Below are 21,588 nucleotides of genomic sequence, written 5' to 3' on the forward strand. Positions count from 1 at the left end.
TATCCCTCAATTTCTCTTATGACGGAAACAACAGAATGCTCGAAATGAACGAAACCTCAACCGAACCTCGAACAGAACCAATTCAACCGCAATTCAATACCGCCTGCGACCAGGACGACCGGTTCAAAAACCTACTGGGGGCTGCGGCATGGGCCCGTTTGCCCAAAGCAATTCGGCGCAGATTCAGCAAACGGTTGCTGGGTGATGCCAGCCTTGCCTATCAGGGGCGCGTGATCCACATGCAGATGAACTTCATTGGACGCGCTTTGGCCATTGTCCTGCGAGTTATCGGAGCACCGCTGCCTTTCGATCACACCTCTGTCGGTCGCTCCGCTGTGGTGACAGTCACAGAAGATGCGGCAGCGGACGGTCAATTTTGGATCCGGCAATATGGCCGGGCCAAAGGGTTTCCGCAGATGGTTGGCAGTTCCAAACGCTTTGCCGGACCAACCGGGTTGGAGGAATATATAGGCTTTGGGATCGGCATCTCGCTCAGACTCAAAAGCACACGGACCGGCCTCTACTTCGTCAGTGACCGGTATTTTCTGAAACTGGGACAAAGACGGCTGTCTTTTCCGCGATGGGCATGCCCAGGGCGTCTGGTGGTCGGCCACGAAGAGCTTGGTGGTGGATATTTCCGATTCACCTTGGAACTGACACATCCGTTGTTTGGCGCGTTGATCTGGCAGGACGCCAACTTCCGCGATGCGGAAATAGTTCGGAGCATCAGGTCATGAAGGTCGTGATCATAGGGGGGTACGGCGTTTTCGGATCTCTGACTGCCCGCTTATTGGCGCGGGACGGACACCAGCTCTGGTTGGTTGGACGGCATCCCGAAAAGGGTCGTGCTCTAGCTCAGGAACTGAATGCGCAAACCTTAAAACTGGATGTCAGCGCAGCACCCGAGGCGCTGTTTGATCAGAAACCGGACGTTGTTATTGATGCCGCAGGACCGTTCCAGCACTATCGCGGCGACCCTTATGCGATCCCAAGGCTTTGCATCGCCAATCGCTGCCACTACCTTGACCTGTCGGATAGTGCGACCTTCACACAAGGCATCGCAGCCTTGAACTCCGATGCCAAGGAGGCTGGTGTTTTTGTGTTATCCGGCGCGTCCAGCGTGCCCGGTCTGTCCTCGTGTATCGTCGCAGACCTGATCAAAGGTCTAGAAGACGTTGACACGATCGACATTGCAATCCTACCCGGCAACCGGGCACCGCGTGGCATGTCCGTTATCAAGAGCATCGTGAGCGGCGTCGGGCGTCCATATCAACAATGGCGTGATGGTGCCTGGCGGACGACCCTCGGATGGACGGATCGCATACTGTATGAACTGGAGCCGGGTATGATCCGCGCTGGATACAGCGTTAACGTTCCCGACATCGCGCTTCTTCCAGCCCTGACCTACGCTCGGACCGTAACCTTCCGCGCTGGCCTTGAACTGCCGGTGATGAACTGGGCTCTCCGTCTACTGTCGCAGCTCAGGCAACACGCGAGGCTCGAATTACCGGAATGGGCCTATTTCGCACTCTACATGATTTCACAGGCGCTCTATCCCTTTGGGAGCAACCGTGGAGGTATGGAAGTGAGTGTTTCTGGCAAATGCAACGGACGAGGCGTAACCCGCAAGTGGAGGCTGATCGCCGAAGAAGGTCACGGTCCGTTTGTGCCCGGGATCATGTGCCGCACGATCCTACGAGAGTTGCCAAACATCAAGACGGGTGCGCGTCCGTGCCTGAACGAGGTTCCACGGCCCGTGGTTGAACACGCGATGGAAGATTTGCAGCTTCACACCGGGGTGTTCGAACACCTAGATCCGAGAGACACTGAAGAGACGGTCGGAACCATAAATCGTTCCCTTAGAAATCAGATGTGCCAAAGTACCGCCCAACGATAACCCCGCGCCGAACGGCTGAGAGTGCCAAGAGTACATTTTTTTTGCGGGTTGCGAGATGAGTTGCAGCTGGAGCTCGGAGTCTGAACAGACACCATGGATTTCGGCTTAATGTTCTGTTTTTAAATGGTTTTGAGAATGGCCTATTGTCGTGTTTCCAGGAGTTTCAGATCATAACACAACCAGCTACTCGAGTTTCTTGTGGTTCGGGTCTAAGAAATGGATGATCTCGGCCGCTTCAGGCTTTGCGAAAAAACCCGTTTTCCAGGTCCACGGGTCATTCAAAGATTGTCGCGGCTCAGTCGTATCGCAACTCAGTCGCCTTGCCCCGAAAGATCGTGTAGGCCATCACCGTGTATCCGGCGATCACCGGCAGAACAAAGACTGTCCCTATCAGAATGATAAACAGGCTTTCCGGAGCGCTTGCGGCCTCGTAGATCGTCAGCTGTTCGGGCACCACATAGGGGTAGAAGCTGTAGGCCATCCCGAAAAATGCCAGTGTGAACAAAACGATAGACGCCGCGAAGGGGAACCAGGCCCAACTGTCGTTGCGGGTTGGCAAGTGACGCAAGGCATACCATAGCAAAGCGATCAGAATGCCCGACATAAGTGGCAGAGGCAGCAGCAGGAAGAACTCGGGGAAGGTGAACCATTTGTCAAAGATGCGCGGACTGACCCAAGGGGTCGCCAATGACACCGAAGCGATGCCGATGATCAGCCCCCAGATTCCACCTTTAGCCCAATCAACGGCTTTTTGCTGCAGCGCCCCGTCGGTTTTGAGAATGACCCAGCAGGCTCCTATGAACCAATATCCTACGGCCAGAAACACGGCCGAGATGGCGGCGAAGATCCAGGTGCCGAAAGTGCTTTCCAGCCCCATGACGTATTTGCCCAGCATGAAGCCTTGAGCCAAAGCGGTCATCAACGAACCCGTAAAGAAAGCCGTGTCCCAACCATTTTTGTGGTGCGCCGGGGCTTTGACCCGGAACTCGAACGCGACACCGCGCAGGATCAGGCCAATCAGCATGATCGCCACCGGCAAATACAGCGAGGTCAGGATAACCCCATGTGCGGTTGGGAAGGCCACCAGAAGGATGCCGATGGCAAGCACCAACCACGTCTCGTTCGCGTCCCAGAACGGCCCGATCGAGGCAATCATTCGGTCCTTTTCGGCCTCATCGGCAAAAGGGAACAGGATCCCAACGCCCAGATCAAAGCCGTCCAGAACCACGTAGACAAGGATTGAGAGCCCCATAAGCGCCGCAAAGGTCAGGGGCAGCCACTGTGTCGGATCACCAAAATAAGTCATGGTTGTTTACTCCGCTGGAACTGCTTTGGGGTATTTCGGATCTGGACGGGAGGGTTGGTCGCCCTGCGCCGCCTTCCGCGCCAGATAGAACAGCACGCCGATATAGGCGGTCAGAAGCAGGGCGTAGATCAGCAGGTAGGCCGCCAGTGTCGTTCCCACCATCGGCGCGGGGACATCAGCCACGGCTTGTTCAGTTGTCAGCACACCATGAACCAGCCATGGCTGACGGCCAATCTCGGTTGTGTACCACCCGGCCAGCGTTGCGACCCAACCCGAAAAGGCCATCGGGACCAATGCGATTTGCATGAGTTTGGGCACTCCGGCAGGTCCCCGTCCGCGCCGCATGAACAGCAGTGTCGCCCAGCTGAGCAGCATGACCATACCGGTACCGACCATGATGCGGAACGACCAGAAGACAGGCGCAACGGGCGGGTGCAGCACGGTGCCGTCCTCGGCAACAAAATCATTCAGGCCGGGTACCACGCCATCTGCCTTATGCGTCAGAATGATCGAAGCGAGGTTGGAAATGCTGACCTCATAGTGGTTTTCACGCGCGGCTTCGTCGGGGATGGCAAACAGCAGCAGCGGTACGTTTGATTTGGTCTCCCAATTGCCCTCCATCGCGGCGACCTTCTGCGGCTGATATTCAAGCGTGTTCAGCCCGTGCATGTCTCCCATGAAGACTTGGGCCGGGATCAACAATGCGCCCAGCCACGCGCCGGTCTTGAAAGTTGCCCGCACGTCTTGCCCGCGATCTCCGAGCAGCCAGCGGAAGGACGAGAAGCCAAGCACCAGGAATGCTACCGTCAGGCCGCTGGCCAGCAGCATGTGGGTCAGTCGGTAAGGCATTGATGGGTTGAAGATGATTGCCCACCAATCGGTTGCAAAAGCTACACCGTCCCGCAGCTCGAACCCAGCAGGCGTATGCATCCAGCTGTTCAGAACCAAAATCCAGAAGGCCGACATAGTTGTTCCGAACGCCACGAGGAAAGTCGCGGTTGTGTGTAACCAGTTGGGAACGCGTGAAAAGCCGAACAGCATGATGCCTAGGAAAACTGCTTCCAAGAAGAACGCTGTCAGGATCTCATAGGCCAACAACGGCCCGGCGATATTGCCCACGGTCTCCATGAAACCCGGCCAGTTGGTGCCAAACTGAAAGGACATGGTGATGCCCGAGACCACACCCATCGCAAAGGACAGGGCGAAGACCTTTACTCAAAAGCGGTAGGCATCCATCCATTTGGTGTCTTTGGTTGCGTTGAAGCGCAGTTTGAAAAACAGCAGCACCCATCCCAATGCGATCGTGATCGTCGGGAAGAGGATGTGGAAAGATATGTTTGCCCCAAATTGAATGCGGGACAGCAGAAGCGCGTCCATTGTTCACCTTTAGAAGTCGTGTTCGAACTTCACATAGGTGTGGCCGTTTTGGCGTTAAGGGATGTGCGACAGCCGGTCATGCGGCAGGGTGGCGCATAGTTTTGGCGGTCACAGATCCGATGTTCTGATCGGCCGGGATTTGATCAATCATCTCCGGCACCATATCGGCATCCATTGCCCAGCAGCCGCATCCACAGGATGCTATCGAGAGGGTACCGCATTGCTCAACGTGACCTCAACCGCCCGTACTACAAGCGTTTCCTCGTGGATCCCTACACGTATCTTGCGCCAGATGCGGCGCTTGGTGCCGCCCTGATCGCGTCCGCTCCAACGCCTAAAAACTGACAAAAGACCAATCGGCGGCTGTTACGAGTGTTCGGTAGTTTGCAAGCAGCGGGTCTTTTCGCGTGGCTTCTTTCATATGAACAAATTTTGCTAGAAATCTTGTGAATTCTCCAGCTGCAGAAACGCATGATAGCTGTGAGTGGCAGGTGTTTTCTGCACGTTTTTCCTATCGCTCAGCCAACTCAATTTTTCAATTCTCCCTGCTTTACCCAGAAACCGAGGGGTTCAAAATTTTGACCGCAGAGGCCGGTATCAACGTTGAATTGTGAAAAGAAAACCAAGGCGGGGTTTTGAAAGTTCAGAGACGTTCGCTGACCTCAATGTGGCATTGCGGACTTTCAAACAATCTGAACAGAGGCGTCCATCGAAGAGACTCGATGATTGGCCTGGATTGAGATGCACCGGTGAAATACGGGGGTAGAAACAAATTCTCTTCTTCTTATGCGTGAAATGTGCATAGTTTTAAGAACGATCAAGAATTAATCAAATTGAACATGACATAGGTCAATTTTTGGCCTGCGACAGTTCGATAATGAGTTTGGTAAGTCTCGAGATCAACAGCGGACCGCAAGCCTATGAATAAGCTAGCCAGCCGCCGTGCCTTTCTGCGTGGCGCTCCGCTGCGCGAAGACCGGACAGCAATCATTCCGCCCGGCGCGGATCAGGACCACTTTTTCGAATTGTGCGTCCAATGCGACGATTGCGTCTCGGCTTGCCCCGAACACATCATCACCTTTGATCGGCAGGGCTGGCCAGTTGTCAGCCTTGAAGCCTCGCCCTGCACATTCTGCGGCGCCTGCGCCGAGGCCTGTACGACCGGTGCTTTGAAACCTGAAAACCTGAGTGTTTGGCCGTGGCGTGCCCATGTCACAGCAGGATGTCTTTCGATGAATGGCGTGAGCTGCCGTGTGTGTCAGGACGTCTGCGACAGCAACGCGATTGGGTTCAAGCTGTTACTTGGGGGGCGGTCGGAGCCCGCCGTCAACCAAGAGGCCTGTACAGGGTGCGGTGCCTGCGCCAGCGCTTGCCCAGCGAATACAATCCGATTTGTGCACTACGAAATACTCCCCCAGGAGAGCTTGCAATGAACATCTGCGGATGCCTTGTCCACGTCGCCCCCGACGCAGTCCAGACCGCCCAGGAGGCGATGCTAGGGTTTGACGGTGTCGAAATCCATGCCGCCGCCGAAGATGGCCGTGTTGTCGTCGTGGTTGAGGACACGCCCGAAAAGCTGGCCTCCGAGACGATCATGGATCTGCATCAGATCCCGGGCGTGATCTCTCTGACCCTGACCTATCACCATTTCGAAGACCTCGCGGAGACCCGTCCGCATCTTAACGCTTCCTGCCAGACCTGAAACCGGAGACCCATGCTATGACCATCTCTGAATCCCGCCGGACCTTCCTGAAATCGACTGCTGCCGCCGCGACCGCTTCGGCGGCTGGTCTTCCGCTGGCCACCGGCGCAGCGCAGGCGCAAGTCGGCACGTCTGACATTCGTTGGGACAAGGCGGCGTGCCGGTTCTGCGGCACGGGTTGCTCTGTTCTGGTCGGCACCAAGGAAGGGCGTGTGGTGGCCACCCAGGGTGACCCGGACGCGCCTGTAAACCGGGGCCTGAACTGTATCAAAGGCTATTTCCTGTCCAAGATCATGTACGGCAAGGACCGTCTGACCACACCCTTGCTGCGCAAGACCAATGGCGAATACGACAAGAACGGTGAATTCGAACCGGTCAGTTGGGACGAAGCCTTTGACGTCATGGCCGAGAAATGGAAAGAGGCTTTGGCCAAGAAAGGCCCGACCAGCGTTGGCATGTTTGGCTCTGGCCAGTGGACCGTCTGGGAAGGCTATGCGGCTGCCAAGATGATGAAGGCCGGGTTCCGCTCGAACAACATTGACCCCAACGCGCGTCATTGCATGGCATCAGCGGTTGTAGGCTTTATGCGGACCTTCGGCATTGATGAGCCGATGGGTTGCTATGACGACTTTGAGCACGCTGACACCTTCGTTTTGTGGGGCTCGAACATGGCGGAGATGCACCCGATCCTGTGGTCGCGCCTCACCGACACGCGCCTGACCAAACCGGGTTCCGAGGTGCATGTGCTCTCCACTTTCGAACATCGCTCGTTCGAGCTGGCTGACAATGGGATGGTGTTCGCACCTCAGACCGATCTGGCGATCCTGAACTATATCGCCAATTACATCATTCAGAATGGCGCGGTGAACGAGGACTTCGTCCAAAACCACGTCAACATCACCAAAACCGTCACCGATATCGGGTATGGCCTACGCGACAACCATCCACTGCAGGAAGCGGCCGAGAACCCAAATGGCGGCAAGATGGAACCGATCAGCTTTGAGGAATATGCCGAGGCGGTTTCGAAATACACGCTGGAATACACGTCCGAGCTGTCGGGTGTGCCCGCCGAACAGCTTGAGCGTCTGGCCCAGCAATATGCCGACCCCAACCGCAAGGTCATGAGCCTGTGGACCATGGGCTTCAACCAGCACACACGCGGGTCGTGGGTGAATTCACTGATGTATAACGTGCACCTGCTGGTCGGGAAGATTTCCGAACCGGGCAACTCGCCGTTCTCGCTGACCGGTCAGCCGTCGGCCTGTGGCACCGCACGGGAGGTTGGCACCTTTGCCCACCGTCTGCCCGCCGACATGGTGGTTACGAACGATAAGCACCGTGAGATCTGTGAGACCGCGTGGAACATTCCTGCTGGCACCATCCCGGACAAACCCGGATTCCACGCTGTTCTGCAGCACCGCAAGCTGAAAGATGGTGACCTGAACGCCTATTGGGTGCAGTGCAACAATAACATGCAGGCCGCGCCCAATATCAACGAAGAAGGCTTTCCCGGCTATCGCAACCCGGAAAACTTCATCACCGTGTCCGACCCCTATCCGACGGTCACAGCCGTGTCTGCCGATCTGATCCTGCCCACCGCCATGTGGGTCGAAAAAGAAGGCGCCTATGGCAATGCCGAGCGCCGCACTCAGTTCTGGCGGCAACAGGTGCAAGCGCCGGGAGAGGCGAAATCGGACCTCTGGCAGCTCATGGAGTTTTCCAAACGCTTCACCGTCGAAGAGGTTTGGGGCGAAGAGCTGCTGGCCACCATGCCCGAGCATCGCGGCAAGACGATGTATGACGTGCTATATGCCAACGGCAAGATCGACCAGTTCCCGCTGTCCGAGACGGCCGAAGGCTTCCACAACGACGATGCGGAACATTTCGGCTACTATGTCCAGAAAGGTCTGTTCGAAGAATATGCCGATTTCGGGCGGGGCCATGCGCACGATCTGGCACCGTTCGAAATGTACCACGAGGCGCGCGGTATGCGCTGGCCGGTCGTGGACGGCAAGGAAACGCTCTATCGCTTCCGCGAAGGCTATGACCCCTACGTGCCCGAAGGCGCGGGCGTGAAGTTCTATGGCAAGCCCGATGGCAAAGCGAGTATTATCTTTGCGCCCTACGAACCCGCCGCCGAAGAGCCCGATGAAGAATTTGATCTGTGGCTGTCCACGGGCCGCGTGCTGGAGCACTGGCACTCGGGCTCGATGACCCGCCGGGTGCCTGAACTACACCGCGCCTATCCGAACGCGGTTGTCTACATGCACCCGCAGGATGCCGAAGATCGGGGTCTGCGCCGTGGGCAAGAGATCGTTCTGTCCACCCGCCGCGGTGAGGTCACAAGCCGGGTCGAGACCCGCGGACGCAACAAGGTGCCGCGCGGTCTCGTTTTCATGCCCTGGTTCGATGAGCATCAGCTGACCAACAAGTTGACGCTGGACGCAACCTGCCCGCTTTCGAAAGAGACAGACTTCAAGAAATGCGCCTGCAAGGTCGAGCGCGCTTAACCGGGAAGGATCGCAAAGGTTGTCCCCATGTCCCTGACCGGTACTCCTCTTTCGCCGCAACGGCGTCGCTTCCTGCAGGATTCGGCGCGCGCGGCAGGTGGATGCGTAGTCGCCGGGTCATTGCTGGCCTGGTTGGCGCGCGATGCCCGCGCGCTTCCGGCGGAAGCCTTGCGCCCGCCTGGCGCATTGTCGGAGAAAGAGTTCCTGTCAGCCTGTATTCGCTGCGGGCTCTGCGTGCGGGACTGTCCTTACGACACCCTGAAACTGGCTGAGCTTGGGGTCGATGCCGTTGCAACCGGCACGCCCTATTTCACCGCTCGCGATGTACCCTGCGAGATGTGCGATGACATCCCCTGTGTCGCCGCTTGTCCCACCGGCGCGCTGGACCCGGGTTTGGACAATATCGACGACGCCAAAATGGGCGTTGCTGTTCTGGTCGATCAGGAAAACTGCCTGAACTTCCTTGGCCTGCGCTGCGATGTCTGTTACCGCGTCTGCCCCGTTATTGACGAGGCAATCACGCTGGAAACCGCGCACAACGCGCGTTCAGGCCACCATGCGATGTTCATTCCTACCGTCCATGCCGACCGCTGCACCGGCTGCGGTATGTGCGAGAAAAGCTGTGTTCTACCCGAAGCTGCGATCAAAGTACTGCCCGCCCGATTGGCGCGCGGCAGCAGCGCGGACCACTATCGCAAGGGCTGGGAAGAAAAAGAAAGCCACGGCGGTCCGCTTGTGGACGGATTGATCGACCTACCCGACCGCCTGCCGGGGCCTGGCACAGACAATCTGGCCGCGCCGGGCGGCTTTGCGCCCTCCTATAACCTACCGGGGGCAGGCCAATGAGCGCGCACACTCATGTTCCGGTTGGTCAGGAGGCTATTGAGGCCAAAGGCTGGGTCGGTGCGCACAAGTTCCTGCTGCTGCGTCGGACAAGCCAACTGTTCTTTTTAGCGTTGTTTCTGCTGGGGCCATGGTTCGGTCTCTGGATCGTGCAGGGAACGTTGGCGGGGTCGCTGACCCTTGGCATTCTGCCCCTGACCGATCCGTTTGTGCTGCTGCAAAGCTTTGTGGCCGGGCATTGGCCGGAACTGACCGCCTTGATCGGCGGGATCATCGTTCTGGTCGCTTATGCGCTGATCGGCGGGCGCGTCTATTGTTCGTGGGTCTGTCCGATCAACCCGGTGACTGATGCCGCCAACTGGTTGCACCGCAAGCTGGACCTGCCCAAAGGCTGGCAACCCAAACGCAGCACCCGCCTGTGGATACTGGCGACGGTCCTGATCGTCTCGGGCCTGTCTGGCGTCATCGCGTGGGAGTTGGTCAATCCAATCACCATGCTGCATCGCGGGCTGATTTTCGGCACAGGCTTTGTCTGGGTGCTGATCGCTGCGATCTTCATCTTTGATCTGGTCGTCGCCCGTCACGGTTGGTGTGGCCATATCTGCCCCGTCGGCGCCTTCTATGGCTTGATCGGCAGCAAAAGCCTGCTTCGTGTCAGCGCCGCCAACCGGACCGCCTGCAATGACTGCATGGATTGCTATGCCGTCTGCCCGGAGAACCAGGTCATCTCGCCAGCTCTGAAAGGCAAACCGGATGCGACGCCGCTGATCCTGTCGCCCGATTGCTCAAATTGCGGCCGCTGCATCGATGTATGTGCGGTGGATGTCTTCAAGTTTACTCACCGGTTCGACGACAAGGTCGTCGCGCCTTTCGATCCCGTTCCCGCGCCCGATGCGCGCACGGCCAGACCTATCTAAGGGAGTGCACAGATGAACAAGCCAATCCTGACAGGCGTCGCCGCCCTGATCCCAGTCGTACTCCTCAGCGGGTTCGCCCTTGCGCAATCCGCCCAGGTTGAGACCCTGCGAGGCGGCGAAGTGGATGAAACGGTCCCGCTGGATCAAGTCCACAAAACGATGGAAGGACGTATTGCGCGGAACTACCGGCAACAGCCGCCGCTGATCCCACACTCGATCAAACAATACCAGATCGACACGCGAACCAACCAGTGCCTTTCCTGCCATGACTGGACCGTTGCGGGCGAACGCAACGCGCCCACCTTGTCGATGACCCACTATCTCGATCGCGACGGCAATGAGTTGGATCACATCGCAGGGACCCGGTATTTCTGCAACCAATGCCACGTGCCGCAGGTAAATGCGCCTACCTTGGTCGATAACCTGTTTGAACCATCCCACAGCAACTAATCCAACGTATGACTGAAAGGAGCACCAAGATGGCAGACTCTCCTGAAAAACGCGGCTGGATCGGTCGCTTGTGGAACGCGTTCTGGACACCGGCTGTTTTGTTCAGTTCGGGGTTTTTGATCTTGGCCGGCTTTCTGGGGGGTATCCTATTCTGGGGCGGCTTTCACTGGACTCTTGAACTGACCAATACCGAAGAGTTCTGCGTGTCTTGCCATACGATGGAAACCAACTTGGGTGAGTACCGCGAGACGATCCACTACAACAACCATTCGGGCGTGCGCGCGATCTGTTCAGATTGCCACGTGCCGGATGAGTGGAACCACAAGATCAAAGCCAAGATCATGGCCGTAAAAGATGTCTATCACGAACTCGCAGGCACAATCAGCACACCCGAGAAATACGAGGATCACCGTCTGGCGATGGCCTCGGCCGTTTGGAAGAAGATGAAAGAATCCGACAGCCGCGAATGCCGGAACTGTCACAACTTCGACTATATGGACTTTACCTTGCAGGAAACACGCGCCGCTAGCGAGCATCAGCGTGCGATTGACACAGGGATGACCTGTATCGACTGCCACCAGGGTATCGCTCACAGCCTGCCGCCGGGATATCTTGAGACCTATCAGGACATAGCCGAAGCGGTTGACGGCAAGCCGCTGCACAAACAAGCGGCGGTGTCTGGCAATGACATCCGGTCCTTCCTCAACACCAGCGCCGATTAAGAAGGGGGCAGAGATGTTAGATATACTTGGGACAATCGGTGGAAACATCCTCAGCCTGCCCGGCATTCTTGGGCTGGCGCTGGGGATGATGACCAGACGAATATGGCTGGGCGCGGCGATGGGCGGGCTTGTCGGCGTGTTTGAAACACTGGTCTTTGCCGGTTTTCAATTTGCGCAAATCGAAGCTCTTGAGCTCGTGATTGCTATTCTGGTTGGCGTGTGTGCGGGCGGTCTAGGGAGCCTTATCCGAATAAAAGGAACGCAAGTCAGGCCATAGAGTCAGGATGCATTGATTTTCGATGCGTTGAATCATGCACGTCTTGGAACACGGAGCGATGGCATGAGCGATCTGATCCGGCGGAGCGACGTGCAGATGGCCAAGCATTCCCCTTTCTTCCCGAAGTCGAACGGCGGGCCATGGGTTGATGATGGACGAGTGCTTAGCGAGCTTTTCTTCATCAATCGTAGTGGAACACTCACCCGAGACGCGCTCGAGGTCTATGGGCCGCACAAGACACTCTACAGTCGATGGAAACGTAGGATCGAGAAAAACACTTTACTTAAATGATGGTCGCCCCAGCTGCCGAACATGGCGAGGAATAGACAATGGTGATCCCCTTTCGGGACATCGCTGCACAATGCACCGCCAGGCAGAGATTTGAGATCCTGTTTGGTAGGTTCTGGGATTGGACGCGCGTGGCGACACGTTATGATCGCCGCCAAAGTCTTCCTTTCTGCAATCGCCCTCGTAGCGACGGTCATTTTTTGGACTTGCATCCTGACCCTAGGTGTTGGGTCACAGGTTGTGATGCTCATTCTACGCCAAGTACTTTAAGCGAAAGACCGCCTTGCGGACCTTAGGGTTTTGGCGTTTCAGCTATTCCGGCTTCTACACGCTCTGAGAGTTGCACCTCTTGTTCGTCCTATCTTAAAGATAGTGGTGAAACCGGATCAGCGACTGGCGGAACAATTGAAAGACAAGACCCAAGACTTGCGCACTGCTGATCAGGGTGGAGCGTCCTCTGTTCAACTGCGTTTGCAAGATGCGGACATGAAGCTTTTGCAGGTGTTTGCCCATGTCGCCGAAGCCGGAGGGCTATCCCCCGCGCAATATGGGCTGAACATGAGCTTGTCTGCCGTAAGTGCCGCAATCTCAAACCTGGAAACCCGGCTTGGCTTTCGGCTTTGTGACCGCGGACGCGGTGGGTTTCAGCTGACCGAAGGGGGGCATCTTGTGTATCAGGAACTCCGCTCGCTCAGCGTTGCGATCGGGTCCTTCAACAGGTCGGTTCAGGCCTATACGAGCGACATGCAGGGTCAATTCAACATCGCGATAGACGATGCGATTCTGACCAATCTCTCGTGTCCGATCTACAAGGTGATCCAGAGGTTTGCCGCGCAAGCGCCGGAGATTTCGCTGAACATCACCATAATGAGCGCCCCTCAAATGGAGCGCGCCTTGCTGAACAATGAACTCAACATCGCCGTCGGGCCGTTTCAGGAATTGTCCCCCTCGCTTCGCGGCGAAACAGTCTATGTCGAACAGCAGCTGTTGTGCTGCGGCCGGTTTAATCCGATTTATGATCTGTATGACCCCGACGAAATCGAAAAGGCAGTGACCAAAGCGCAGTATTCCAAACGCAGCTTTGATGATCGCGACAGGCATCAGGCGCCTGGGCCTTTTACCAGCGCCGCAACAGCCGCCACGATGGAGGCGATGCTGGCTATGGTCCTCAGCGGCCTTTACCTCGGCTACCTACCCCGTCACGCCTGCGAGCCATGGATAGAGCGGGGTGAGCTGAAATCAGTTCTACCGCAGGTCTTTGCCTATGACACCGAAATTCAGTTGGTCTCCCGCAAAGCCCACGGGGACAAACGTGTCGATTTGTTCCTGACAGCGCTGGCTGAAACTCAAAGCTGAGCGCCGTCACTTTTGCACCGCCATAAGTTCACTTCAGAAAAAATGGATTTTCTCGCGCCCGGTTTCTGACATGGTGTCCCGATGGCATCGAACGCAACGGCAGGACCCCTGACATGACGACCCCCGACAGCTATGTCTCGCTGCAAGAGATCATGAGCACCGCGCAGCGGATCGCGCCCATCGTGCGCAAGACACCCCTGGTGTTTTCTGAGACCCTGTCGGAGCGCGCGGGTTTTGAAATCTGGCTGAAGCTGGAGAACCTGCAAACCACAGGCAGCTTCAAACTAAGGGGAGCCTCAAACCGCATTCTGCAACTGACCGCCGAGGAACGCGCGCGTGGGATCATTGCCGTGTCCAGCGGCAATCACGGCAGGGCCGTCGCCTATCTGTCCAAACGTCTGGGGATCACGGCTCGTGTGGTTGTCTGCTCGCTCTGTCCGGAAAACAAGCGTCAGGCGATGCGCGACCTCGGGGCCGAGGTAATTGTGCATGGCGACACGCAGGACGAGGCGCAGGATCACGCGGATCGGCTGATGGAGCAGCACGGCTATACCTGGGCAGATCCGTTTGACGATCTGAATGTGATCGCGGGGCAAGGCACGATCGCACTCGAGGCGCTGACCGACTTGCCCGATGCGGACATGATCATCGCGCCCTTGTCCGGGGGCGGTCTTTTGTCCGGCATTGCACTGGCCACCAAGTCGATCTCGCCCGGGATCTCCGTTGTCGGGTCTTCGATGGAGGTCGAACCGGGCATGGTGCGCAGTCTTGAGGCGGGCAAACCGGTTCATGTCGAGGAATTCCCAAGCCTTGCCAGCAGCATCACCGGGGCCATCGGCCTGCGCAATCGCTATACCTTCCCGATCATTCGCGACTTCATGGATCGCGCCGTTTTGATCCCCGAGGACGCGCTGGTGCCGGAAATGGCCCGGTTTGCCGATAGCGAAGGGATGATCGTCGAGGGCGGCTCGATCACATCGGTCATTGCAGCGCTCAGCCCTGAAGTCCGCGAAATGGCCCCGAAACGGGCAATCGTGGTCATGAGTGGCCGCAACATCGGCCTGCCGACGTTTCTGTCGGTGATCAAGGACGCAGGGGTCTGATCCCCACGTGGATGAAAGGGCATTTCCTGCCCGCATCCCGCCCGTCAAGACACATCGGGGATTACCCCGCACCGAAAGACCAAGGACTCCGTCATGACCGACACCTCAAAATCCGCAATCGTGTTGAACGCCTCAGACGTTGCCGCGCTTTTGCCCTCAGTTGACGCGCTGGCCGCGATGCGCGCTCTGTTTACCGAGCTTGGGCGCGGGCAAGCTGTGCAGCCGTCACAAACCCTGACCCTGCTCCCTGAAGACAAGGGCGATTTCGTCACCTATCTGGGGGCAAGCACCGGGGCCGATCTTTTTGGTGCCAAGCTCTCGCCCTATCTGGTGCGTCCCGGGAAGCCCGTGATCACGGCGTGGACGGTTCTCATGTCGATGGAAACCGGCCAGCCCCTGATGCTGTGCGATTCCGGTGAGCTGACGACGGAACGCACCGCCGCCACGACCGCTTTGGCCGTCGACCACCTCGCCCGTCCTGAGGCAAAGGTCCTGTCGATCATCGGCTCTGGCAAGGTGGCGCAAGCGCATCTGAAACATGTGCTGGCCCTGCGCGACTGGAGCGATATTCGCGTCTATTCCCCCAACGTTGCGCAAAACACCGAGCTGGCAGCGCAGTCGCACGCTACAGATAGCCGGGTCCAACTGGCCGACAGCGCCGATGCCGCCGGTCAGGGCGCGGATGTCGTCATGCTCTGCACCTCGTCCGGTACGCCTGTGTTCGACACGGCGTCGGTGTCTGCGGGGGCGTTGGTCACCTCAATCAGCACCAATGTCGCCAACGCGCATGAGGTCGACCCGGCGTTCCTGACAACGGCCGAGGTCTATTGCGACTATCGCGCCACCACGCCCGGTTCGGCCGGAGAAATGAAACTGGCGGCCGAGGCCGGATGGCAACCGGGCAGCATTCGCGGTGATCTGGCCGAATTGCAGGTTGAGGCCTGCGAGACCCCGTCAGGCGACAAACCCGTCTTCTTCCGCTCAATCGGGTTGGGGCTAGAGGACATCTTCATGGCCCGCGCCGTCTATGACGCGGCTTCGGCGTAACTGAGAGCAGAAGGAAACACCCATGGATATCAGACCTTTCGGCGTCGAAATGTGGATGAATGAGTTCGAGACGAAATGCGACCTCAACCTCGCGGAAACCTGCGTGGAATCCATAACTCTGGGTGAACTGTTCGAGATGGCCGGGCAGCACAACAGCATCCTGAACGACCTGTCAGCGATGAAGATGACCTATGGCGCGATCGAAGGCTCGGACCGGTTGCGCGACGCGATTTGCAGCCTATACGAAAGCCAGACACGCGAAAACATCCTGACCACGCATGGCACTATCGGGGCGAACTCGCTGGTGCATCAGACCCTCGTGGCGCGCGGGGATCACGTGATTTCGGTGATCCCGACCTATCAGCAGCACTACTCGATCCCCGAAAGCATTGGGGCCGAGATCGAGTTACTGCACCTGAAGCCCGAAAACGCGTTCCTGCCCGATCTGGATGAATTGCGCGCCATGGTCCGCCCCGACACGCGCCTGATCGCGATCAACAACCCCAACAATCCAACGGGCGCGCTGATGGATCGCGAGATGCTGGAACAAATCGTCGAGATCGCGCGCAGCGTCGGTGCATGGCTACTGTGTGATGAGGTCTATCGCGGTACCGATCAGACAGAGGATGGCTTCACGGCGGCGGTCGCTGATCTCTACGAAAAGGGGATCAGCACAGCGGGGATGTCCAAAGCCTATTCTCTGGCCGGACTGCGCGTTGGCTGGATCGCGGGGCCCAAGGATATGCTGCATGACGTGATGATCCACCGTGATTACAACACCATCTCGGTCGGTCAGGTCGATGAGCTGCTGGCCGCCATGGCGCTGGAAAATCGCGACAAAATTCTGGATCGCGCCCAGCGAATCACCCGTGAGAACCTGCAGATCGTCGAAGACTGGATCGCGCAGGAGCCTCTGATCTCATGGGTCAAGCCGAAATCAGGCACCACCGCGCTGCTTAAATACGATCTGCCCATGTCCTCGCGTGAACTGTGCGTGACCTTGCTAAAAGAGGACGGCGTGATGCTGACCCCCGGCAGCGCCATGGACATGGAGGGCTGGCTGCGTCTGGGTTACACCAATCCCACGGCGGATCTGGTAGCGGGTCTTGAGAAATTCTCGGGCTTTCTGGTCCGTCACAGCGCCACCTGAGAGGGACATGGATGATCCAGCTGGACAAGGCGCAGATTCAGGATCGTTTCGACTTCCCCAAGGCCGTCGATGCGATCCGCGCGGCCTATACCGCCGTGGCGCAGGGACGGGTTCAGACCCCGCCCGTCACCTATCTGGGCTTCCCCGAGGCCGCAGGGGATTGTCACGTCAAATCCGGCCATATCGAAGATGACGATATCTTCGTCATCAAGATCGCGACCGGGTTTTACGACAATCCCTCCAAAGGCTTGCCCAGCTCGAACGGCATGAACATTGTCTTTTCGGCCAAAACTGGCGCGCCGGTGGCCTTTTTGCAGGACGAAGGCTGGCTGACCGATATCCGCACCGGTATCGGCGGGGCATTGGCGACGCAGGCGCTTGCGGTTGAGGGGTTTGAGAAAGTGCTGATCGTCGGCACCGGCTTGCAGGCCCGCCATCAGGCGAAATGTCTGCAACAGTTGATCCCGGATCGCCGTCTGTCTTTCCAAATCTGGGGGCGGTCCCCGGATCAGGCCAAGGCGACAGCCGAAGACCTGATCTCAATGGGGATAAAGGCTGAACGCGCCGATGACCTGCCCTCGGCCTGCAAGACGGCGCAAGCCATCATCACGACAACGCCTGCTCAGAGCTTTCTGATCGCAAACGACTGGGTGCAACCGGGCACTCATATCTCAGCCACCGGAGCCGACTGCCCGGGCAAACAGGAGCTTGAGACCGATCTGGTCGCCCGCGCCGATCTGCTGGTCTGCGCCTCACCCGAGCAGTGTTTGGATCACGGAGAGTTCCAGACCCTTGCTAAGTCCGGTCACCTGACCGAGGCCGATGTCGCCACACTTGGGAACATCCTGTCCGGCGCGTATCCGGGTCGACAATCGGCTGATCAGATCACCATCACGGATCTGACCGGGCTGGCGGCTCAGGACATTGCAATCTCAAGCGCCTTGCAGATAGAAACCGGACAACTGGCGTAGACAGCTTAGTCAAGGATCGCAACGGGCTGACCCAAGACCTCGGTATCGGGGGTCACCCCAAGCCCAACCCCTTCGGGTGGGGCGATACGGCCATTTTCGCGCACTCGCCCATCCGGCGCAAGCCGGGGGCCGACATAGTGGCTGAGGTCACAGGTATTCATGATCCCGCGCGAAGGGGTCGAGGCAGCCAGATGCAACAGCGCAGCCGTGGTGATGTCGCTGCCCCACGTATCCTCGATACACATCTGCGTGCCCAGGGTCAGACACAGATCGCGGATCTGACGCATCGCGGACAGGCCGCTCATCTTGGATAGTTTCAACGCAACGGCCTGCATACAGCCCAACTGATGCGCCTGAAGGACCGAGTCTATATCTAAGGCGTTTTCGTCGATCTTCATCGGCAGAGCGGTTGAGCGCTGAACATGCGCACATTCTTCCAGCGTCGCGCAGGGTTGTTCCAGCATCACATCCAGATGGGACGCCGCACGCCCCACGCGGATCGCTGTCAACGCATCGCTGCCGCAGTTCCAATCGCCATAGACCAGCGGGCCGGGGCCAACAGCCTCACGCACTTTGGCCAGGCGCTCGACATCGGTTTGCCAATCTGCATCTGCACCCAGTTTGACCTGAAACTGGCGCATACCTTTGTCAAAAGCGTCGCGCGCCATCCGGGCCATCTCATCCGGGGCAACGCACGTGATCGAGTGATAGAGCGGCATATCCTTGACCTGACGGCCGCCCAAAAGCTTGTGCAAAGGCAGATCGGCGGCCTGCGCGGTCAGATCCCAAAGCGCAGTATCAATGGCCGATTTCGCATAGCCGTGGCCCGGAAGGTATGCGTTCAGTTTCTCCATCAAAGCCTCGGGTCCAACAGGATCGGCCCCGATCAAGACCGGGGCCAACTCGGTCACGGCCGGAACGACACCCTTGGCATAGGCCGGCAGATAATGAGGGATCGGGCAGACCTCCCCCCAGCCCTGCAAGCCTGTATCCGTATCAAGCCGCAGAACCACGGATGTCGTTGTATCGCAGGTTTTCCCATCCGCCATGTAGTAGGTTTCATGGCTGGTCAGAGGGACTTCCCAAACGGCAATACGGGTGATCTTCAACTTAGACTTCCTTTTGGCGCAGAGCGTGTTGAGGGGGGCAGAAACGCGCGCCCTGCCCCCTTCGTATTTATGCCGGAACTGCGGCTGGAGCATCCGTTCTGGGACGCTCGGACTTTGGATCATAGGCCGCTTCGCCAAGGATACGCCCCTTGCGCGGGCAGCCGGCGATCACGACCTCGACCTCAGTGCCGGGAACATTCACATGTGGCTTGACGAAGGCAAAGGCAAGGATCTTGCCGACGCTATGACCATAGGCAACCGAAGCCGTTGCACCTACGACCTTGCCGTCGATGCGGATCGCCTCGCCCCCATGACCGTCTTCGATACCGTCCGGCTCGATTTCAAGATAGGCGCAGATCCAGGGCATTTGACCGGCTTGGGCCTGCGCGGCGCTGGCGCGAGTGGCTTCAACCCCCAGATACTCTTTGTCCAGCTTGAAGAATCGGCCCACATTCGCCTCGGGCAAAGTGACCTCATTTGTAAGCTCACCAGCGCCAGGGAAGGCTTTTTCCATCCGCAAGCTGTTCATCGCGAACGAGCCGTAGTTCTCGATCCCGAATGCCTCTCCCGCGGTCCAGAGCGCGTTGTAAACGTCAACGCAAGCTCCATCCGGCATGTGGAATTCCCAGCCCAATTCACCCGCATAGGACATGCGGAAGGCCCAGACCTTGTGCCCGGCGATGGTGATTTCCCGCGCCGACAACCACCGGAAACCGGCGTTGGACAAGTCAGCATCGGTGCATTTGGCCAGCACCTCGCGGGATTTTGGCCCGTTCAGGGACAAAGCCGACCAATCTTCGGAGAGCGTTTTGACAAAGACGGTCTCTCCCGCGAGGTTCTGGTTCAGGTGATCCACAAGGCGTTGCTCGAAGAAGGCCGCGCAGACCAGATAGTAGCGATCTTCGGCCATGCGCACGATCGTGGCTTCGAGCTCGATCCGCCCCCTTCGGTTCAAGAAGTGCGTCAGCGTGATTGAGCCATCTTTTTGCGGCATCTTGTTCGCGGTCAGGCGATCCAGCAGCGCATGGGCATCCGGCCCCGAGACCTCAACCTTGGTGAAGGCGGTCACGTCCATGATCCCCACGCGCTTGCGCACGGCCTGACATTCCAGCGCAACCATATCGAAGACCTCGTTGCGGCGGAACGAGTAGTGGTCGCGCTGTTCCACGCCATTTCGGGCAAACCAGCGGGGGCGTTCGTGGCCGAAGACCTCCTCATAAACCGCGCCTTTGTCCTTGAGGATCTCATAGAGCGGAGACGGTTTGATCGGACGCCCCTCAAGACGATTGAAATGCGGAAAGGGGATCTCATGGCGCAGTTTGTAGTCCTCATGCGCCTTGACGACCTGCCAGTCTTTCTTGGCGTAGTTGCCAAAGCGGCGCGGGTCATAATCGCGCATGTTGATATCGGCGGCCCCGTGAACCATCCATTTCGCCAGTTCGCGGGTCAGACCCGGACCCCAGCCAATGCCGATCTGCGTGCCGCAGCAGCACCAGTAATTCTTAACGCCCGGTGCGGGACCAACCATCGGGTTGCCATCGGGCGGATGGCTGATCGCGCCGTGCACTTCGCGGGTGATGCCCAGTTCGGCAAAGATTGGCATCCGCTCCAGCGAATTCTCAAGCCAGGGCATAACGCGGTCATAATCGGCCTCAAACAGCCAGTTCTCGTATTCCCAAGGGCATTCATCATGCCAGACAGAGTTCGAGTTCTCTTTCTCATAAATCCCGATCAGGCCCTTCTTCTGCTCCATCCGGATATAGCCCGAGACCATCTTGTCATCGCGGATCACCGGCAGTTCCGTGTCCAGATCCTGAAATTCCGGCACGTTCTCGGTGACAAAATAGTGGTGCGTCATTGAGGTCATGGGCAGCTGCAGATCGGACCATTCGCCCATCTGCCGCGCATAGGTGCCGCCTGCGTTGACGACATGTTCGCAGATGATCGTGCCCTGTTCGGTCTCGACCACCCATTCGCCTGCATCGTTCTGCGTGATGTTGGTGGCGCGGCAGTGTCGGAAGATCTTTACGCCTTTCTGCCGTGCCCCCGCTGCCATGGCCATGGTCACATTCGAAGGGTCAACATGGCCATCATCGGGCGTGTACAGCGCGCCCAGAACACCGTCGAGATTGTAGAACGGGTGCTTTTCAGCAATGAACTCGGGGCCCACCAGCTCGATATTGAAGCCAAGGGCGCGACCGACGGACAGCGTGTGGCGCAGCCAGTCCATCTCATCCTCGGTGTAGGCCAGCCGGAACGAGCCGCAACCGTGCCACGTGACGGCCTGACCGGTCTCTTCTTCCAGCATTTTCGAATAGAGGCCGATATTGTAGTCGACCATCTTGCCCAGCCCATAAGAGCTTGTGGAATGAGTGATCTGACCCGCCGCGTGCCAGGTCGAGCCGCTGGTCAGCTCGGCCTTTTCCAGCAGGATGGTCTCCTCCCCCCATCCTTCGTGGCCAAGGTGGTAGGCGAGGCCACAGCCCATGACCCCGCCGCCAACAATGACGACCTTTGCGCGTTCGGGCAGTTCTTTCTTGGACATCGCAGGATTCCTGTTCCA

The 21,588-nt window shown here is 58.1% G+C and carries 18 protein-coding genes and 4 pseudogenes; 17 read left to right on the forward strand and 5 right to left on the reverse strand.

The genetic code is table 11. From position 1 onward, the window contains the following. The first annotated feature begins 35 nt into the window (after positions 1–35). The gene (locus ACXAH8_RS16065) at positions 36–737 is read left to right on the forward strand and encodes a DUF4166 domain-containing protein (RefSeq protein WP_475219827.1); all 702 of its coding nucleotides are present in this window, start codon (positions 36–38) and stop codon (positions 735–737) included. Continuing rightward, positions 734–1,897 (forward strand): saccharopine dehydrogenase family protein, encoded by a 1,164-nt coding sequence (locus ACXAH8_RS16070; RefSeq protein ID WP_475219828.1) that lies wholly within the window; start codon positions 734–736, stop codon positions 1,895–1,897. The genes ACXAH8_RS16065 and ACXAH8_RS16070 overlap by 4 nt, the downstream gene beginning before the upstream one ends. Before the next feature lie 295 nt (positions 1,898–2,192). Here the strand turns inward: ACXAH8_RS16070 and ACXAH8_RS16075 are convergent, their stop codons facing one another. The 3 genes and pseudogenes from ACXAH8_RS16075 to ACXAH8_RS16085 all read right to left on the reverse strand — a co-directional run. Beyond that, positions 2,193–3,203, reverse strand: a complete 1,011-nt coding sequence (locus ACXAH8_RS16075; protein ID WP_475219829.1) for a cytochrome d ubiquinol oxidase subunit II — start codon at positions 3,201–3,203, stop codon at positions 2,193–2,195. Positions 3,204–3,209: 6 nt separating this feature from the next. Next, a pseudogene (locus tag ACXAH8_RS16080) lies at positions 3,210–4,580 on the reverse strand (cytochrome ubiquinol oxidase subunit I). Between the two features lie 103 nt (positions 4,581–4,683). After that, positions 4,684–4,910 (reverse strand): annotated as a pseudogene (locus tag ACXAH8_RS16085) (hypothetical protein); the annotation flags it as partial. A gap of 590 nt (positions 4,911–5,500) precedes the next feature. On the opposite strand from ACXAH8_RS16085, the gene napF reads away from it, so the two are divergent. From napF to ACXAH8_RS16160, 15 genes and pseudogenes are all read left to right on the forward strand, one after another. Further along, positions 5,501–6,013, forward strand: a complete 513-nt coding sequence (gene napF / locus ACXAH8_RS16090; RefSeq protein WP_475219830.1) for a ferredoxin-type protein NapF — start codon at positions 5,501–5,503, stop codon at positions 6,011–6,013. Next, positions 6,010–6,282: a chaperone NapD gene (locus ACXAH8_RS16095; protein ID WP_475219831.1), complete on the forward strand. Its 273-nt coding sequence runs from the start codon at positions 6,010–6,012 to the stop codon at positions 6,280–6,282. Before napF ends, ACXAH8_RS16095 begins: the two co-directional genes overlap by 4 nt. A 17-nt stretch (positions 6,283–6,299) precedes the next feature. Next, on the forward strand, positions 6,300–8,792 hold the full coding sequence (gene napA, locus ACXAH8_RS16100) for a nitrate reductase catalytic subunit NapA (protein WP_475219832.1): 2,493 nt from the start codon (positions 6,300–6,302) through the stop codon (positions 8,790–8,792). A gap of 27 nt (positions 8,793–8,819) precedes the next feature. Continuing rightward, on the forward strand, positions 8,820–9,638 hold the full coding sequence (napG, locus tag ACXAH8_RS16105; protein WP_475219833.1) for a ferredoxin-type protein NapG: 819 nt from the start codon (positions 8,820–8,822) through the stop codon (positions 9,636–9,638). After that, complete coding sequence (gene napH / locus ACXAH8_RS16110; RefSeq protein ID WP_475219834.1) at positions 9,635–10,552, forward strand: quinol dehydrogenase ferredoxin subunit NapH; 918 nt, start codon at positions 9,635–9,637, stop codon at positions 10,550–10,552. The genes napG and napH overlap by 4 nt, the downstream gene beginning before the upstream one ends. 12 nt (positions 10,553–10,564) lie before the next feature. Beyond that, positions 10,565–11,002, forward strand: coding sequence for a nitrate reductase cytochrome c-type subunit (locus ACXAH8_RS16115; RefSeq protein WP_475219835.1), 438 nt, complete (start codon positions 10,565–10,567; stop codon positions 11,000–11,002). A 29-nt stretch (positions 11,003–11,031) separates the two neighbouring features. Then, the gene (locus ACXAH8_RS16120; RefSeq protein WP_419738394.1) at positions 11,032–11,724 is read left to right on the forward strand and encodes a NapC/NirT family cytochrome c; all 693 of its coding nucleotides are present in this window, start codon (positions 11,032–11,034) and stop codon (positions 11,722–11,724) included. Between the two features lie 13 nt (positions 11,725–11,737). Continuing rightward, positions 11,738–12,001: a hypothetical protein gene (locus tag ACXAH8_RS16125; protein ID WP_475219836.1), complete on the forward strand. Its 264-nt coding sequence runs from the start codon at positions 11,738–11,740 to the stop codon at positions 11,999–12,001. 63 nt (positions 12,002–12,064) lie between these two features. Beyond that, a pseudogene (locus ACXAH8_RS16130) lies at positions 12,065–12,324 on the forward strand (transposase); the annotation flags it as partial. Between the two features lie 48 nt (positions 12,325–12,372). Then, positions 12,373–12,496: pseudogene (locus ACXAH8_RS16135) on the forward strand (IS5/IS1182 family transposase); the annotation flags it as partial. Positions 12,497–12,664: 168 nt separating this feature from the next. After that, on the forward strand, positions 12,665–13,645 hold the full coding sequence (locus tag ACXAH8_RS16140; RefSeq protein ID WP_475219837.1) for a LysR family transcriptional regulator: 981 nt from the start codon (positions 12,665–12,667) through the stop codon (positions 13,643–13,645). Between the two features lie 113 nt (positions 13,646–13,758). Beyond that, on the forward strand, positions 13,759–14,748 hold the full coding sequence (locus ACXAH8_RS16145) for a pyridoxal-phosphate dependent enzyme (RefSeq protein ID WP_475219838.1): 990 nt from the start codon (positions 13,759–13,761) through the stop codon (positions 14,746–14,748). Between the two features lie 93 nt (positions 14,749–14,841). Further along, on the forward strand, positions 14,842–15,795 hold the full coding sequence (locus ACXAH8_RS16150) for an ornithine cyclodeaminase family protein (RefSeq protein ID WP_475219839.1): 954 nt from the start codon (positions 14,842–14,844) through the stop codon (positions 15,793–15,795). A gap of 22 nt (positions 15,796–15,817) precedes the next feature. Next, entirely contained in the window at positions 15,818–16,945 is a 1,128-nt protein-coding gene (locus ACXAH8_RS16155) for an aminotransferase (RefSeq protein ID WP_475219840.1), read from the forward strand. Positions 16,946–16,956: 11 nt separating this feature from the next. Then, positions 16,957–17,916 (forward strand): ornithine cyclodeaminase family protein, encoded by a 960-nt coding sequence (locus ACXAH8_RS16160; protein ID WP_475219841.1) that lies wholly within the window; start codon positions 16,957–16,959, stop codon positions 17,914–17,916. Positions 17,917–17,921: 5 nt separating this feature from the next. On the opposite strand, the gene ACXAH8_RS16165 is transcribed toward ACXAH8_RS16160, so the two are convergent. After that, positions 17,922–19,025: a mandelate racemase/muconate lactonizing enzyme family protein gene (locus ACXAH8_RS16165; protein ID WP_475219842.1), complete on the reverse strand. Its 1,104-nt coding sequence runs from the start codon at positions 19,023–19,025 to the stop codon at positions 17,922–17,924. A gap of 67 nt (positions 19,026–19,092) precedes the next feature. Beyond that, entirely contained in the window at positions 19,093–21,570 is a 2,478-nt protein-coding gene (locus ACXAH8_RS16170) for an FAD-dependent oxidoreductase (protein ID WP_475219843.1), read from the reverse strand. Positions 21,571–21,588 lie beyond the last annotated feature (18 nt).

Source organism: Ruegeria sp. ABV3_008 (assembly GCF_056161185.1).